General features: G+C 60.7%; 15 protein-coding genes. All 15 read right to left on the minus strand.

All coding sequences use genetic code 11. The features are described 5' to 3' along the window. Position 1 precedes the first annotated feature (1 nt). Entirely contained in the window at positions 2 to 3,982 is a 3,981-nt protein-coding gene (locus H8F01_RS00330) for a tape measure protein (protein WP_187057121.1), read from the minus strand. 18 nt (positions 3,983 to 4,000) lie between these two features. Continuing rightward, positions 4,001 to 4,225, minus strand: coding sequence for a hypothetical protein (locus H8F01_RS00335; RefSeq protein ID WP_187057122.1), 225 nt, complete (start codon positions 4,223 to 4,225; stop codon positions 4,001 to 4,003). 77 nt (positions 4,226 to 4,302) lie between these two features. After that, entirely contained in the window at positions 4,303 to 4,671 is a 369-nt protein-coding gene (locus H8F01_RS00340) for a hypothetical protein (RefSeq protein ID WP_187057123.1), read from the minus strand. A 51-nt stretch (positions 4,672 to 4,722) separates the two neighbouring features. Continuing rightward, on the minus strand, positions 4,723 to 5,265 hold the full coding sequence (locus H8F01_RS00345; RefSeq protein ID WP_187057124.1) for a hypothetical protein: 543 nt from the start codon (positions 5,263 to 5,265) through the stop codon (positions 4,723 to 4,725). Between the two features lie 94 nt (positions 5,266 to 5,359). Next, a complete protein-coding gene (locus tag H8F01_RS00350; protein ID WP_187057125.1) occupies positions 5,360 to 5,749 on the minus strand; it encodes a phage tail terminator protein in 390 nt (129 codons plus the stop codon). Continuing rightward, the gene (locus tag H8F01_RS00355) at positions 5,746 to 6,096 is read right to left on the minus strand and encodes a hypothetical protein (protein ID WP_187057126.1); all 351 of its coding nucleotides are present in this window, start codon (positions 6,094 to 6,096) and stop codon (positions 5,746 to 5,748) included. The genes H8F01_RS00350 and H8F01_RS00355 overlap by 4 nt, the downstream gene beginning before the upstream one ends. A 91-nt stretch (positions 6,097 to 6,187) precedes the next feature. Further along, entirely contained in the window at positions 6,188 to 6,550 is a 363-nt protein-coding gene (locus H8F01_RS00360; protein WP_187057127.1) for a hypothetical protein, read from the minus strand. Further along, positions 6,550 to 7,167 carry a hypothetical protein gene (locus H8F01_RS00365; RefSeq protein WP_187057128.1) on the minus strand — a complete coding sequence of 206 codons (618 nt, stop codon included), beginning with the start codon at positions 7,165 to 7,167 and terminating at the stop codon, positions 6,550 to 6,552. The genes H8F01_RS00360 and H8F01_RS00365 overlap by 1 nt, the downstream gene beginning before the upstream one ends. A gap of 76 nt (positions 7,168 to 7,243) precedes the next feature. Next, on the minus strand, positions 7,244 to 8,029 hold the full coding sequence (locus tag H8F01_RS00370) for a hypothetical protein (protein WP_187057129.1): 786 nt from the start codon (positions 8,027 to 8,029) through the stop codon (positions 7,244 to 7,246). 2 nt (positions 8,030 to 8,031) lie between these two features. Then, entirely contained in the window at positions 8,032 to 8,463 is a 432-nt protein-coding gene (locus H8F01_RS00375) for a hypothetical protein (protein ID WP_187057130.1), read from the minus strand. 73 nt (positions 8,464 to 8,536) lie between these two features. Then, positions 8,537 to 9,445, minus strand: coding sequence for a major capsid protein (locus H8F01_RS00380; RefSeq protein WP_187057131.1), 909 nt, complete (start codon positions 9,443 to 9,445; stop codon positions 8,537 to 8,539). Between the two features lie 93 nt (positions 9,446 to 9,538). Continuing rightward, entirely contained in the window at positions 9,539 to 10,357 is an 819-nt protein-coding gene (locus H8F01_RS00385) for a DUF6651 domain-containing protein (RefSeq protein WP_187057132.1), read from the minus strand. A 56-nt stretch (positions 10,358 to 10,413) separates the two neighbouring features. Then, positions 10,414 to 12,015 (minus strand): phage portal protein, encoded by a 1,602-nt coding sequence (locus tag H8F01_RS00390; RefSeq protein WP_187057133.1) that lies wholly within the window; start codon positions 12,013 to 12,015, stop codon positions 10,414 to 10,416. A gap of 46 nt (positions 12,016 to 12,061) precedes the next feature. After that, the gene (locus H8F01_RS00395; RefSeq protein ID WP_222615703.1) at positions 12,062 to 13,312 is read right to left on the minus strand and encodes a terminase large subunit domain-containing protein; all 1,251 of its coding nucleotides are present in this window, start codon (positions 13,310 to 13,312) and stop codon (positions 12,062 to 12,064) included. Beyond that, positions 13,309 to 13,956: a helix-turn-helix domain-containing protein gene (locus H8F01_RS00400; RefSeq protein WP_187057134.1), complete on the minus strand. Its 648-nt coding sequence runs from the start codon at positions 13,954 to 13,956 to the stop codon at positions 13,309 to 13,311. The genes H8F01_RS00395 and H8F01_RS00400 overlap by 4 nt, the downstream gene beginning before the upstream one ends. Between the last annotated feature and the right edge of the window lie 119 nt (positions 13,957 to 14,075).

The following is a 14,075-nucleotide window of genomic DNA, read 5'->3' on the forward strand; positions in this document are numbered from 1 at the left end:
CTTACCTCACTGCGTTCCGCATTCCTTCGCGGAACGAACCTGCGCTGTTCATGGCTTCCAGAACCACGTCGAGCACCATCTGTTTACCGTCGAAGCGACGGCTGCTTTCCTTTGCCTGCACCTGCTGGCCGGACTGGTTGATGACGTTCACCTGGACGTTCATCTCGGGCTGGGCGCTTCCTGCGCTACCGCCCTTCATCGTCACAGGGATCGTCCTGCCATCCGGAAGCGGGACATACGCTTCAGGGAGGCGACCTTCGCCATACAGAGCCAGCTGCGGCTTGTTGGCGATGCCACCCATCGAATACTTCTTCAGCGGGATCGAACCCTTCGGGCCGAACACGCCACCGTTCGCATGCTTCACGACGCCGCTGTTGGCATCGGCTGCGAAGTCGAACGAGTAGCTGCCACCACCGTTGCCCGAACCCTGGACAGCCGTGGTCTTGCCCATCGTCATAAACGACTCAGCGATGCCGGCGATTGCCTTCTGAAGCTGGATGCGAGCGATCTGCTTCAGGATGTCCGTCGCGAAGCTCTTGAACTGGAACTTGCCGGTCTCGACGAACGTCAGGGTGGCTTCCACGCCCGAGTTCATGGCATTGCCCCAGACATCAGCCATGCGCTCAGCCAAGTTCTGCCAGTCGTCCAGCTGTCGCTTCCACGACGCACGGGTGTCGAACTCGTAGCGGTCGTTGATCGAGCGGATCGCCTCGTTGGACTTTTCCTCCAGGCGCACGCGCTCATCACCCGTCAGCTGGGTCGCGCTGACGCGCTCACGCAGGAGACGGATCTCCTCGTCAGCCTCGGCACGCTTGCGAGCGTTCGGGTTGGCGTTCATTGCCGCGCCGTTCTGGTTGATCGTCTTGACCAGATCCAGCTGCAGCTTGTTGGAGTCGATCTGAGCCTGGACCTGGCGCAAGTTGTCGAACTTGGCAGCCAGCTCGTCGGTCCACTTACCGTTGTTGCGGAGGGTCTGCTCCAGAACAGCCAGCTGACGATTGAGACCAACAGCGCCGGCAGCCTGACGACCGTAGAGATCGCCCGACAGCTGGTCCTTGCTGGCATCGAGGTCAGAGTTCAGACGCGCCTGGATGTCGTCGAGCTGGCCCGTAGCCTTCTCAACTTCAGCCAGCGACTTCTTCTGTGCCTTGAGCTTGACCTGGAGGTCTTCCAGCTGAGCGATGCCGGCTTCCATCTGCTGAACCCAGCCAGCCGTCTCGCCGCGCTTCTTGCCTGCTTCCAGCTCAGCCTTGAACTTGGCCAGCTCACCCTGCCCGCCCTTCAACTCGTCGGTCAGCTCCGCGATCTTGCCCTTCAGGGTCGCGAGTTCGTCCGCACGAGCGGGGCCGGTCTTCTTTTCCTTCTTGTAGGCGTCGAGCTTGCCCTGGTAGTCGGCCAGATCGTCGAATGCCTTCGACTGCTCCTGGAACTCCTTGTTGGTCGCCAGCTCGGACAGGAGAACCTTCTTCTCCTTGCCAGCAGCCTGGGCGAGACCCTCGATCCACTTTTCCTTGCGGTTGAGAGTCTTCTGGCGGGCATCCATGTCCCGCTCTTCCCACTTACGCTGGGCGTCGCTGCGCTCCTGCTCGACGTTGCCACCTTCCTTGTTGGCCTGGGCGGTTCCGGCAGAACGCAGGTTGAAGGTGTCCTTGAAGGCGTCGCCCAGCCCAAACAGGCCGCTTGCAGCCTGCTTCAGACCTTCCAGGCCCGACTTCGCACTGTTCGCCTTGTCGTAGATCCCGGACAGGTATTCCTGGATGCCGCCCTTACCCGACCAGGTGGTGCTCAGCACGAGACCCGAGTTGCGACCGATCTCCTGGTTGAGCTTCTCCAGTTCCGGCGTGAGCTTCTCGACCTTTTCCTTGGCCGCATCGTAGGTGCCAGTCATCTTGGCCCACTCAGCGCGCAGGCCCTGGAAGCCGTTCATCGCCTCAGCGCCGAGCATGCGGCTCATACCGCCGTACTGGCTCTCCTTGAGGGACGCCTCACCAGCGTTCCACTTGTTGATCTGCTCCTGGAGATCGGAAACCTCCTTGAGGCGGTCCTGAAGCTCCTTGGTTGCAGACGCACCCTTCTCGGCAGCGTCATTCACCGACATGCTGGTGGTCGCGCGCTGGAATTCCTTGTTTGCGGCTACCAGCTGCTCGCGCATGTCCTTGATCGACTGAACGGAGCCGGCGATCTCCTCCTTCATGGCCTTCGCCTTGGAGCGAGCATCCATGAACGCGAAGCCGACCGTGGTGACAGCCGTGATCAAGAGACCGATCGGTCCACCCACCAGACCCAGCGCGGTCGTGCCGATAGCCTTGATGCCCGTGCCGATCAGCTTGAACGCGCTCGATGCCTTGGCAGCTGCATTTGCAGCGGCGTTGGCAGCCAGCGAGGTCTCACGATGGTTCAGCTCGATACCCTTGAGGGCTCCTGCAGCCGCTCGGGTGCGAACGATTTCCTTCTCGGTGATCAGCAGCGTGCGAGCGGAGTTGAGGCGCTGAGCCTCCATCTCCTTCTCGATAGCCCACTGGTCGAGCAGCTTCTGGTTGTTGGCGATGCGACGCAGTGCGTCCTTCTCCGCACGAGCAGAGCCGGCAGCACGGGCAGCCTGGAGATCCATCTCAGCCTTGAGCTGGTCGCGATTGATCTCCTTGGTGATCCGGCCAATCTTCATCAGCTGGACGCTGGCCTGGTTGTACTCCTGCTGGATGCCTGCGGTGTTGCCACCGAAGATCGCGGAGAACTTGTCCACGCCTGCGTTCTTGGCCTGCTCGCGGGCGAGCTGCTGCTTCGCCTGGAGATCAGCCAGAGTCGCCTCAGCGGAGCGACGGTGAGCCGTTGCGATGTCAGCGGTCTGCTTCAACTCGACGGCGTTTGCACGCGCCTGGTCAGCGTTGTCGCGAGCCTGGCGTGCCTTGTCGATGTAGCTGTTCAGACCACCGGAGTAGTTGCCGTCAGAGCCGCGCTTGCCCACGACCAGGCCCGCACCGAAGCGAGCCAGCGAGATGGCAGCGATTGCCGTGGCGACGTTTGCCAGGCGCTCCAGGTTGTTGGTCATCAGGCGGATCGAGCCGATAGCCATGTCCGAGAACAGGCCATTGCTCATGTCCACCTTCAGCTTCAGCCAGGCGTTGCTCAGGCGGTTCAGCTCGGCGTTCATGCCGTGCGACGCCTCTTCCCAGCCGTTGCCAGCTTCGGAGATCGCCTGAATCAGGGCCGGCAGCACGTCAGCGGTGACGAGCTTGCCCTGCTGCATGAGCTTGTCGAAGGACTTGCCTGCGTCCTCGGTGCCTTCCTTCATCTTGAGGACGGCATGCTCGAAGCGAGGCACGATACCGGGAATGGCCTGACCCAACTGCAGACGCAGTTCCTGAGCCTGGACCTTACCCTTGGAGAACATCTGCTCCAGCGCGAGCAGTGCGCGGGAGGACTGGTCAGCGCTCAGGTGCATCACGGTCGATGCCTGACCTAGCGCGGTGAACAGTTCCTGCTGCTTGCTCATGGCGATGCCATTGGCGGTTGCAGCAGCGGACAGCTGAGCGAAGCCCTGGCCTGCGGAGGCAAGGTTCAAGCCCAGCTTGTCGGAAGTCTTGACCACGAAGTCGAACGCCTGCGCAGCCTGGCTGAGCGAACCCAGCGCGCCGACAAGCGTGTATTTGATCGACTGCATCGCCACCTGAGCGTCGATCAGGGAGGTCACGCCCTCTTTGATAGCAGTGAAGCCGACGAAGCCCACCATGAGCTTCTTCAGGTCATCCATTGCCTTGAAGGTGGACTTGCTCTGACGCTCCAGCTGTTGCATGGAACGGGTAGTCAGGCCGAACGACGCAGAAGCCCCGACCGTTGCGCGGTCGAGGCCACTCATCTTTGCTGCGATCTCTTCGGTGGTCTTACCGAAGATGGTCAGCAATTCGCCTGCACGTTTGATCTTGGCGGAGAACTGACCACTGTCGAGGTCGAGTTCTACTTCCATCGCAGCAATGTCGGTCACTCACATCATCCTTGATGTTTAGCCGGCGAGTCCTTTGAGCTTGTTCCAGCCCTGGCTATCGAAACGCGGCTTCTCTACAACAACGACACCGATGCTGTCCTCCAGCTCGGATACGTATTCCCTGCGGGTGTCAGCCTCCGCGTGCTCCATGCTTGCCAGCCTGAAAGCGGAAAGGCGTTCCGTCGCCTTATGCCGATTCATCTGCCGGTAGCAGGTCCAAAATGCGTGGATTGGCGTGGACATGGTTTGTTGCCACGTCCACGAGTAGAACCGCATGACCTCAGTTACGAGGAACGGAAAATCGACTGACTCGATTTCCCTTACGGAGTCGGCTCCGCTTGCTGCGTCGGTTCGGCTTCCGCTGCCGGAGCTGCGTCGTTTCCCTTGTCACCTTCGTCGCTGGGGAAAGCGTCGAAGATCAGGTTCACGACGGCGTACATCTGGCGCATGGTCAGCTTGCCGACGAGTTCACCGGGCATGTCCGGCAGCGCGTTGCTGATGATGACCTTGGCAAGGCGTGCGACCTTGGCGTTGTCACCGACTTCCTGCGCTTCGAACAGCTCATCGGCTTTCGCCTGGATGTCCACGAACGACTCAAGGTCGAATTCCTGGATCTCGTATTCCGTCCCCTTGAGAGTCACGACGCGGCGGGGAGCTGCCAGTTCGTCGAGGTTGATCAGTCGCGTCATTTCTTCAATCCATGAAGAGAGGCGGGGAGGTTTCCCTCCCCGCGTGGTTGGTTACGGCGTCGGGAGATCCGGGCCGATGGTGAACAGCACCTTGGTTGCCGGGTCCGGGTAGCCGTTGAACACGGCATTGAACACGCGCTCGTCGTCCACCTTGTAGGCGAACTTCAGAGCGCCGGCAGTGGCTGCCAGCGGGATCACCAAGTCTTCCGACTGGTCGGCGTCGTCCAGGCCGATGGGATGCAGAACCAGCTTCTTGGCCTGGTTCAGGAGGTTGATGCCAGTGCCCACCTGCACGAGCGCCTGCTTCTTGGCAGTCGGACCCGTGCCCTCGGTCACGACGGTCGTGCCGGGCATGATGAGCTTGAGGTTTTCGACCGTGGTCTCGGCCAGCGGGCACGTCACGGAGATCTTGCGACCCATGATGTACTCGGAGATCGGCGTGTTGCCGAACTGGTCCACGTTCACGGCATGGGTGTCCGTGGTGACTTCGACGTCCACACCGCCCTTGGTATAACCCAGGTCAGTGCCATCCAGAGTCACTTTGCACACGCCAATCTTGACGTTCTGAGTGCTGCTAGTGCTAGGCGTTGCCATTTTGCTTCCTTGCCTCTTCGGTTATCTGCGGCTTCCTGCCCCAGGGCGATACGTCTATGTATCTACATACATACTACCACAGGCGAAAACAACCTCAACGGTTGATGGGTGCCCAGGTAGCCTGCAGGTTGATGAGCATTTCGATCATGTCGCCCGGCGTGTCAGGAAAGGTGATCGGATCGTGGGTCGCACGCATGCGCTTGATCTCCAGCTGATCCGGGATGATTCGGCGGTGAATGTCCAGTTCCCGCACGATGGCCTCAGCACGCTTCACGCACGCCGAGTAGTCGGTATCACGCACCACCACCTTGAAGGGCGTGCGCTTGAGGTCCGGGATGTCGTCGTCACGTTCGGTGCCCATCAGGTCGTCCATGATGAGAACGCCAGTTCGGATCTTCTCCGGCATGTTGTGGATGAACAGCGTCTTGGTCGGGATGCCGTGCTTCTTCTCGGTGAGAATCGCGGCTACTGCTTCAAGGATCATTTGCGCCTCTTGTTGCTGATCTGGGTGATGGTGTCTTTGAGCCCGTCCTTCACGCGCTGGGCGATACGGGGTTTCAGCTCTCGATAGGCGCGCTCCAGATACTTCGGACCCACCTTCTTCCCGTTGAGCAGCGCTTTGGCTAGGCTCAACCGTCCGAGGCGATACTCACCGGCATGCTTCTGGTTCCAGATGAAGCCTTCATGCAGCTGCCAGGCGTACTTCGCTGCCCTACCCTGCACGCCGATCTTGTAGGTGAAGCTGGACGAGTTGCTGTCACGACGGGCACGAATGCCCATCTCCAGGTCGCCCTTCTTGAACGGAGCGTAGGAACGAGCAAGGGCGCTCATCTCCTGAGCACCCTCTCGCACTGCTTGCTTGGCGGCGTCCGTGCATCGACGGTCCACTTCCCTGAAGGTCGAGACCGTGGATTGGAGCCCTTTAAGCTTGAGCCCCATCCGCCTTCTCCGTGGTGATCAGGTCCACCTGCCAGTGATCCAGCTTGCCGGGCACGTTGTAGCGAGGGAAAACCCCGCTGATGCGCATCCGGAAGTCCATGAACTCCACCAGGTCGCCTGCCTTGGGCGTGAAGGTCTTCGGGAACAGCATGCGTGCCTTGGTGATGGCCTCGTGAGCCGCACTGTGCGACGCGGAGCTGTCCGTTCGCACGCTGGTCGTGTCCTCGGACTGGATCAGGGTGACGATGGCGCAGCGGATCTTCTGGGCGGGTCCGAACTGCTGCATGCCGTAGAGGTTCGCCCCAACCAGGCGACGAACCTTGCAAGTCGTGTTGGGGATGAACATCAGACAGCTCCCACCACGGCGGTCGAACGCGGGTGGAACACCTCGTCCGCGAGATCCAGGTAGGTCGGCAGCTCCAGACCATCCACCAGGGCGATCTGACGACCGTTGTTCTCGCTGTCCGCGCTCAGGGTGACGATCTGGGCGGTCTCGTGACCATCCAGACGCAGCAGGTTCATCTGCACCTCGTTGAACAGGTCCAGGGCAGCCTTGCGCATGGTCAGGTAGACGAAGTTCTGACTGGTCATCGACTGGCCGGCACGGTTGAGCGTGCGCAGATCGGTGGACAGCGGGACAGCCGTGCCCTGACGCGAGGCGACCATGTAGCGGAACTTCCGCTGGTAGATCTGTGCGACCTGGCCGAAGTGATGCTGGATGCTGTTGCCGACCAGGGGAACGCTCTCTGCCAGCGGCTGACGAGTCGCCTGCCCTGCCAGAGCGTCATCACCCTTTGCAGCGCTCAGGAACTCGACCATCTGGCTGCCGAAGTGCATCAGGCTCGATTCCGCCATGATGCGGGCAGACGTCAGCACGGACGGGAGCACGTTCTGGAACGCACGGTATCCCAGCAGCGACGGGCTGCGATGAAAGTGCGTCTCCAGCGCCCCGTCGAGCGTCATAGTGTGCATCTCAGACGCTTGAGCAGCACGGGTAGCAGTTTCATCGAGAAGCGCCCAGATCGACGCATAGAGCGACTTACGAGCGTCCAAGGTTCACCTCCCAGATGACGTAGCCGCGCAGCAGATCCATGGTCCGGCGATTGACCGGCATGAGCAGCGCCTTCTCGGGGCGGAAGAACATGGTGCTCTCGCCAATCGACTCGGACAGGAGACCCTGCTGTCGCTTGTAGGCGATGCTGTTGGTGTCGAGCAGCTCGTTCGCTTCGGCAACCTGTGCCAGGCGCAGCGAGTCCACGAACTGCTTGGGAAGGTCGAGGTAGTCCTCAGCCTTCAGATTCAGGAGACCAGTCAGGCGCAGGCGCTCGTAGCCACCATTGGCCGTTGGCTTGGTGACAGAGAACGTCAGGCGCGAGATCTGCTGGTAGGCGGTGGACAGAGCCACGACCTTGTTGCGACGGTCTGCCTCGTTGAACGCTTCCACGTTGGCCATGGAGGCACCGTTGACGATGGCCTGGCCGTAGGTCTGGAAGCTGTTCGTGCCAGTCTCCAGAGCGTTGGTCGATTCGATCACATACTCGGAGGTCAGAAGGTAGGTTGCGCCATCCTTCGTGACCTCGGCTTTGATCATGCGGAATCCACGTACAGCGCCGGCAGCAAGCGTGTTCGCTTCTGCGGAGACGCGCACGAACATCTCCAGCTCACCCTCGACGGGGAGCGGGTCCATGTTCTCGGTATGAATCTCGCCACCATTCTCGTCCAGGACGGTAATGACGACGGCTTCGGGTGCAGTCAGATCCAGGCCCGAGTCGTCCTGCAGCTGAAATGCGACCGTTACCGGACTGCCGGCGAAGTACGTGTCCACGATTAGCCCGCCTTCGCCAGGATGGCTTCGATCAGCTCGGCAATGCTGCGACCACGGACGCCGAGGGTGTCAGCGATCTCGCGAACGCCGGCAATGCCACGCTGGTCAGCAACCTTCTCCAGGTCTTCGCGGGTGTACTGGGCCGCTTCCTCGACCTTCTGGTGTTCCTTGGTCGCTTCGTTGGCGGTTTCCACGTCGATCAGGGTCGATTCCACCTTGGCCGGCGTGTCCTTGTTCGCGAGGTAGTCGCTGTTGCTGGTGATCTGCGCTTCCGAGTCGCACAGTTCGATGCGGACCAGGGAGCCCAGCTGACGGGCGACGGAGGGAGCCACGGCTTCGACCGAGAGGCTGTTGAGGAACTCGACGCCACCGAAGGTGCCGTTGAAATTACCCCAGCCCTTCTCGACGATCTTGATGCGCTGTGCAGAATTCATGCTTTGTCCTTGTGCAAAAGAAAAAGGGACGGGCGATAAGCCCGCCCCTTTCGGGTTGCTCTAAGCCGATGGCTTAGACGTTGGTGATGCCCTTCAGGCGAGCCATCGAGCGCGTGGACTTGAGGGCCAGGCCCACATACCACTTCAGGCGGTAGCGCCAGGCGTCCTTGTTCTGGACGGTGCCGAGAGCTTCCAGGCGGATGCCCGCAGCTTCGCCACCGTGCAGACCGTGCAGGCCGTCGTCTTCGTTCAGACGCAGCGCGTACACGCTGGTCGTGGCATCGGCGGAACCCTGGGCTTCCGTGCCGATGTAGTCGTTGACGATGATCGGCATGCCGTTGTGGCACAGCATGGGGCGACCGAAGTTCGGCAGGATCAGCTCGGACGGCGAGGTGCCACCAGCTGCGCGGAGCAGCGCACGGTATGCGCGGACGGTGCCCGAACGCATCACGAGGCAGTCAGCGCCGTTCGGCACCATGTCCACCAGCTCGTCGAGCATGGAGAGGGTCAGCGCGGAACCGTTGGCACCCACGACCTGCACCTGGCTCGAACCCAGACCGTTGGAGATCGCGGCGATACCATCGAATTCCTTCGAATGGACCGAGCGGTCGCCGTTGATGAGGGTCTTCTGGAACTTGGTGCGCAGACCCTTCGCCTTCGCGGCGATCTGCAGGGCCACCTGGTCGTTCACATCGCTCTCGGACGAGGCGAGGAACTTGTCGATGTCCACGTCATGCGCCAGGACGCGGAGCGCCGTGGTGACTTCGGTGAACTTCGCAGCACCTTCCGGCACTTCCTCGTTCGGATCCAGGAACTCGGCTTCGACCACACCGTTCTCACGGTTGTAGACGTAAGCCTTACCATCGGTTCGGGTGAACGGCAGCACGGCGAACAGGTCGTCGCGGTCGATCACCTCTTCGATCACGCCACGGACGAGATCGTTGTTCGAAAGCTTGTCAGCTTCCACTTTCAGCAACGGCATTTAAGACACTCCTTGTCTTGTTTCGGTATGTATGTGGTTACGTACTTGTATTGCTACAACCGAACCCGCCAGTTCCCTTTGGCGTGAACTCAGTTAGAAGCCGCTCGACGGGAGCTTGATGGCACCCGCGTTGACGGCAGCTCGGATGCGATCACGGCCCGAGCCCACGTCCACATCAGCCTTGGCACCGTCCTGGTTCTTGGAACCGGAGCCGGCGCGCATCTGCGAGCGGAGCATGTGGTCACGGTCGGGATCGCCATTGACGATCTTCTCCAGCGCCTTTTCGAATTGCAGCGGCGAACCGTTGCCATCGACCAGGACGGAGCGACCAGCGGCACCGACCGGCTTGTCATAGCCGACGACGTTGCCGTCCTTCACTTCGAAATGTCCGCCGTACACCGTGCGAGCCTTGGCCGGGGTCAGCGTGAGCTGATCGCGGACGAAGGACGAGTCACCGAACGAACGGCCAATCGTCAGCTCGATGATCTGGGCACGCGAGGCTTCCAGTTCCGCCGACATCGAGGTGAGCTTCGTGCTCGTCTCGTTGGTCAGCGCTTCCAGCGCCTTGTTGTGCTCGTCGATCATCTGGGTCTTGACGCTTTCGAACTCACCGCGCTTTTCAGCTTCGGTGCGTTGGCGTTCGGCTTCCAGGCGGTCGCTTTCTGCCTTGTCCTTGAGCAGCTGCTTCACTGCCTCGGGATCAATGCCTTCGAACTTCTTCTGGTGTTCGGTCAGGGACTCTTCCAACTCGCGGATGCGGGTCTTCTTGTCCATGACTTCCTTCAGGAGCTTGGCTTCGGCGTCGGACGGGGTGTTCTTGCCACCCTCATTGCCCGGACCACCTGCGCCCTTGCCCTGATCTTCCTTACCAGCCTCGTCCATCAGGCGGCGATTGCGAAACTTGTTGAACATTCCGTGTTTTCCTTGATGCCATTCACTTGGCAATCTCTTGGCCAGTCACTTGGCCGTTAGTTGTTCCCTGGAGTGGGCTTGCCGCCGCTGTTGTCTTTCGACGAGACGGCACCCTGGTTCGAATCCTTCGAACCGTCCTGGGCTGGTGTATGTATGTTCATACCTACACCATTAAGCGAAGTGTAGGCACTGTCGTCCCAGGAATCAATAGCCTTCTGCAATTCCTGTTTCTTCTCTTCTGCCAGCATCGGCCAGATCTTCTCCACGATGCCGGTCATCAGTGCGCGACGCACCTCGATGGGAGCTGCGAGCAAACTCATGCCCTGCGCAATCGCCATGTCGTCGGACAGACCGCGCACGTCGAAGCTCGTGCTGTACTTCACCGTGTTGGTTTCGGGATCGAGCAGGCTGGTCTTCTCGCCGTTCCAGATGCGCACCAGGGTTTCCATGCGGTTGGAGAACTGCTCCATCGCATTGGCCTTGGCCGAGAGCAGCGCGTTCACACGTTCGAAGTCGTATGCCTTTGCTACGCCCGAGCTGTTGTCGATGCCGACCGAGTTGTCCTGCTTGGTGCGCTCACCGGCAAGACCGACCGTGTGGTAGATCTCGTTGATGATCTGGCGGATCGCCGTGATGATCAGGGATGCTTGGCGCGGATCGGGGCTGATGTAGGTGGGGGCTGCGCCGTGCTCACCGTCGAACAGAAGCACCTGGGAAGTGCCCATCTTCATCAGGTTGCGCTTGGCTTCGTCCTCTTCCTTCGCACTGTCTTCCGGCGACAGACCCACGCCCGGCAGCACACCCTGAGCCGGCATGACGAGCTGGCTGAAGGTCTGGTCGTTGATGATCTGGTCCAGGCACGACAGGTAGTTCGCGGTGCCACGGTCCATGTAGGCGATGTCTTCGATCAGCCCAGGGTTGTGGTAGCGAGCGTCCGACTCGACGTGATCGGCCTTGATGACCGGCACGACGCCCAGGTTGTGATCGCCCTTATCGACGAACTCGATCTTGTCCCTGACGGTCTGCTTGAAGACGAACCACTGGGTCTTGGTCCACAGGCGGAAGCGGGACAGCACGCGGCCCGAGCCCGAGAACGGGTTGTCGTCGTCGCGGTAGACCTCTTCGATCAGGATCCACTCCAGCTGGCCGAAGTCGTCGTAGCCCATGTCCAGGACATGCTTGGGGGTGACGATGTACGAGTAGAGGCGCACCGCACCATTCTTCTCGTCGGCAATCGACGCGATCTCGGAGTTGCTGCGCTTGTTGTTGTCCACCACGACCCAGACGCGACCATAGATCGACGTCTTGCGGGCGACCTCGCGTTCGAACTGGGACAGCGTGAGGCCCGTCAGGGTGGCTCGCTCGCGGAAACGCAGCACCTGGTCGGGGACGTCCGGCTTACGCACGGGTGCCACCTTGAACAGATACTTGTTCACCAGGTCCACTACCTCGCGGGTGTGGTTGAAGCGGTAGGCGCGCTCCACACGCTTGGCGTAGGTCGTGTCACCCTCTCGCGTGAAGCGGAAGATGTTCTTCTTGAACCAGGACCGCTCGCTCTTGTAGGTCTCTTCCAAGAACTCCCAGTGTTCCAGCTTCTCCCGGTAGTCCGGGTGACGGCGCTGGGTGAGCGCCGCCATTTCCTTTGGCTTGTAAGTCATCAGACGTCCTTGTCTAGTGTATGTATATGGTTACATACATCTTTGGTCAAAAGCTAACACCCAGGACCGGCGTCTTGCGGGTCGGGAAGTTGTACTCGATGGCGTAGCCGATACCGTCCGCGATGTGCTCCTTGTTGAGCGACTTGTCGATCTCGGTCGTGCCCTCGCGATACGTCACCTGTTCGAAGGCTTCGATGGTCGCCCTGCACTTCTCGTTGACCTTCAGTCGCACCTGGTTGCTGGCACTGCGGAGCAAGGCGTTCACCGAGTTCACGCGGTCCTGCACGAACGGATGCTTCTTGTGATACATGATCCGCTTGAAGCCTCGGCTGCGGAAAATGTCCAGGGCCGATTCACCACGGGCATGCGAGCGCGAACCACCTGCCGGGTCAGGGAAGATGGTGATCTGGCTCATGTTGCGCCAGTAGCGCTTCTCCAGCTCGTCGCAGACCTCGGTCACGTTGGAGTTGAAGAGCACGATCTCATCGACCACCCACAGCTCGCCGTTCGGCTGAGGCTGAAGCACAGCAGCCGACATCGGGGAGATGTTGAAGTCCTGCCCGATCCAGATCGGCAGCTTCGGGTTGAATGGGTAGTTGCCCACATGCCGGCTGCGTTCGAACGGGTAGTAGACGCGGCCCGACATGGTTTCGAAGCTCGCCTCGTACTCCTGACGGAACGTGCGCGGATCCAGGTCGCTGCGTGCCTGCTCGATCTCTCGCATGGGCACGAACGGGGACGCGATGGTCGGGAACTGCCAGCTCGCCCACTCGGGGTTCTTGCGGTTGCGCTGACGGACGCCCTTGGCGTAGTTCTCGTACAGAAGGTTGTGGGACTTGGGCGTGCCGATGAAGAGCGCCCTGCCCTCCGTCGTCGCCAGGGTCGGACGGAGCACCTGCTCCCAGACCTCGGTGCGCATATCCTGGTATTCGTCGAGCACCACGAAGTTCAGACCCACACCGCGCAGGGTGTCAGGTCGGTCGGCACCCTTCAGGGAGATCAGCGCGCCGTTGACCAGGCGCAACTGCAGGAGCGTTTCGTTGTACTTGTCCACCCAATCCGGAGGCGTGGTCGCCTTCAGATCGTTCCACATGATCTCTCGGGCCATGCCGTAGGTCGGGGCCACATACCAGATCTTGTCGCCGGGATTGGCACGCGCACCTTCGCGACGAAGCTCGGACAGTGCGAGCGTCGTCTTGCCAAAGCGTCGGCCTGCAACCAGGGTGCGGAAACGCGCAGGATTGCGATACACCTCCATCTGGGCACGATGGAGGCGCGTGCGTGCTACCTCGCTCATTCTGCTTCCTCTTCCTCGGACTCCGTGTCCGGTTCCGGGAAGGACTCAGCTGCGGCTTCGATCTCTTCGATGGTGGGCGCGGGTGCCTCTTCGTCGGTTTCCTCACCGAACGAGGACGTGCGGTTGCGGAGCGCTGCCTCTTCCTCGGCAGTCATCTCTTCCACGACGATCTTGGTCTTCTCGCCCGTGCCGGCGTCCGGGTTGATCTCCAACAGGCAATACAGCTCTTCGCGGGCGAGCTTCAGTGAAGCGACCGATTCGCGCAGGGCTTTGGCAGTTGCCTGGAGGGACGCAAGCGAATGGCCACCCTCACGGATGACCTTGAACTCGCGACCGAAGGCTTGCAGGAGGTTGAGCTGGATGCCGGCGAGCTGTTCCTTCGCGTAGATCGAACGGAATGCCATCTTCTCGGCGTATTCGCGCTCCATCGCAGCGATCTTCGCCAGGTTCTCTTCACGAACCTTGTCCAGCTTCTCGCCGCCCTTGATCTTGGCAGCGGTCATGTGTCGGGAGACGGTTTCGATGCGGATGCCGAACTTTTCAGCCACCTCTTTCTGGGTGTGGCCGTTGGCATACATCTCTTCGGCCTTCGCCCACTCCTTCGGAGTCAGACGGCGACCGGCGCTTGCAGCTTTTGCACTCATTACAACTCCATCCTTGGAGATATGAAGACGGGATCTACAGCGCGTCCCATCCTTGGGGGCTGTAGATCCCGTCTGTTAGAAAATCCCGGCTCGGTCCATCGGAGGAGAGAAGAGATGGT

Source organism: Dyella telluris (genome assembly GCF_014297575.1).
Taxonomy (GTDB): Bacteria; Pseudomonadota; Gammaproteobacteria; order Xanthomonadales; family Rhodanobacteraceae; genus Dyella; species Dyella telluris.

Bases quoted from the DNA above. Each gene is read 5' to 3' on its own strand.
- H8F01_RS00335 (WP_187057122.1), bottom strand. From the start codon at position 4,225: ATGTCCACGCCAATCCACGCATTTTGGACCTGCTACCGGCAGATGAAT.
- H8F01_RS00340 (WP_187057123.1), bottom strand. From the start codon at position 4,671: ATGACGCGACTGATCAACCTCGACGAACTGGCAGCTCCCCGCCGCGTC.
- H8F01_RS00345 (WP_187057124.1), bottom strand. From the start codon at position 5,265: ATGGCAACGCCTAGCACTAGCAGCACTCAGAACGTCAAGATTGGCGTG.
- H8F01_RS00350 (WP_187057125.1), bottom strand. From the start codon at position 5,749: ATGATCCTTGAAGCAGTAGCCGCGATTCTCACCGAGAAGAAGCACGGC.
- H8F01_RS00355 (WP_187057126.1), bottom strand. From the start codon at position 6,096: ATGAGCGCCCTTGCTCGTTCCTACGCTCCGTTCAAGAAGGGCGACCTG.
- H8F01_RS00360 (WP_187057127.1), bottom strand. From the start codon at position 6,550: ATGTTCATCCCCAACACGACTTGCAAGGTTCGTCGCCTGGTTGGGGCG.
- H8F01_RS00365 (WP_187057128.1), bottom strand. From the start codon at position 7,167: ATGACGCTCGACGGGGCGCTGGAGACGCACTTTCATCGCAGCCCGTCG.
- H8F01_RS00375 (WP_187057130.1), bottom strand. From the start codon at position 8,463: ATGAATTCTGCACAGCGCATCAAGATCGTCGAGAAGGGCTGGGGTAAT.
- H8F01_RS00380 (WP_187057131.1), bottom strand. From the start codon at position 9,445: ATGCCGTTGCTGAAAGTGGAAGCTGACAAGCTTTCGAACAACGATCTC.
- H8F01_RS00385 (WP_187057132.1), bottom strand. From the start codon at position 10,357: ATGTTCAACAAGTTTCGCAATCGCCGCCTGATGGACGAGGCTGGTAAG.
- H8F01_RS00390 (WP_187057133.1), bottom strand. From the start codon at position 12,015: ATGACTTACAAGCCAAAGGAAATGGCGGCGCTCACCCAGCGCCGTCAC.
- H8F01_RS00395 (WP_222615703.1), bottom strand. From the start codon at position 13,312: ATGAGCGAGGTAGCACGCACGCGCCTCCATCGTGCCCAGATGGAGGTG.
- H8F01_RS00400 (WP_187057134.1), bottom strand. From the start codon at position 13,956: ATGAGTGCAAAAGCTGCAAGCGCCGGTCGCCGTCTGACTCCGAAGGAG.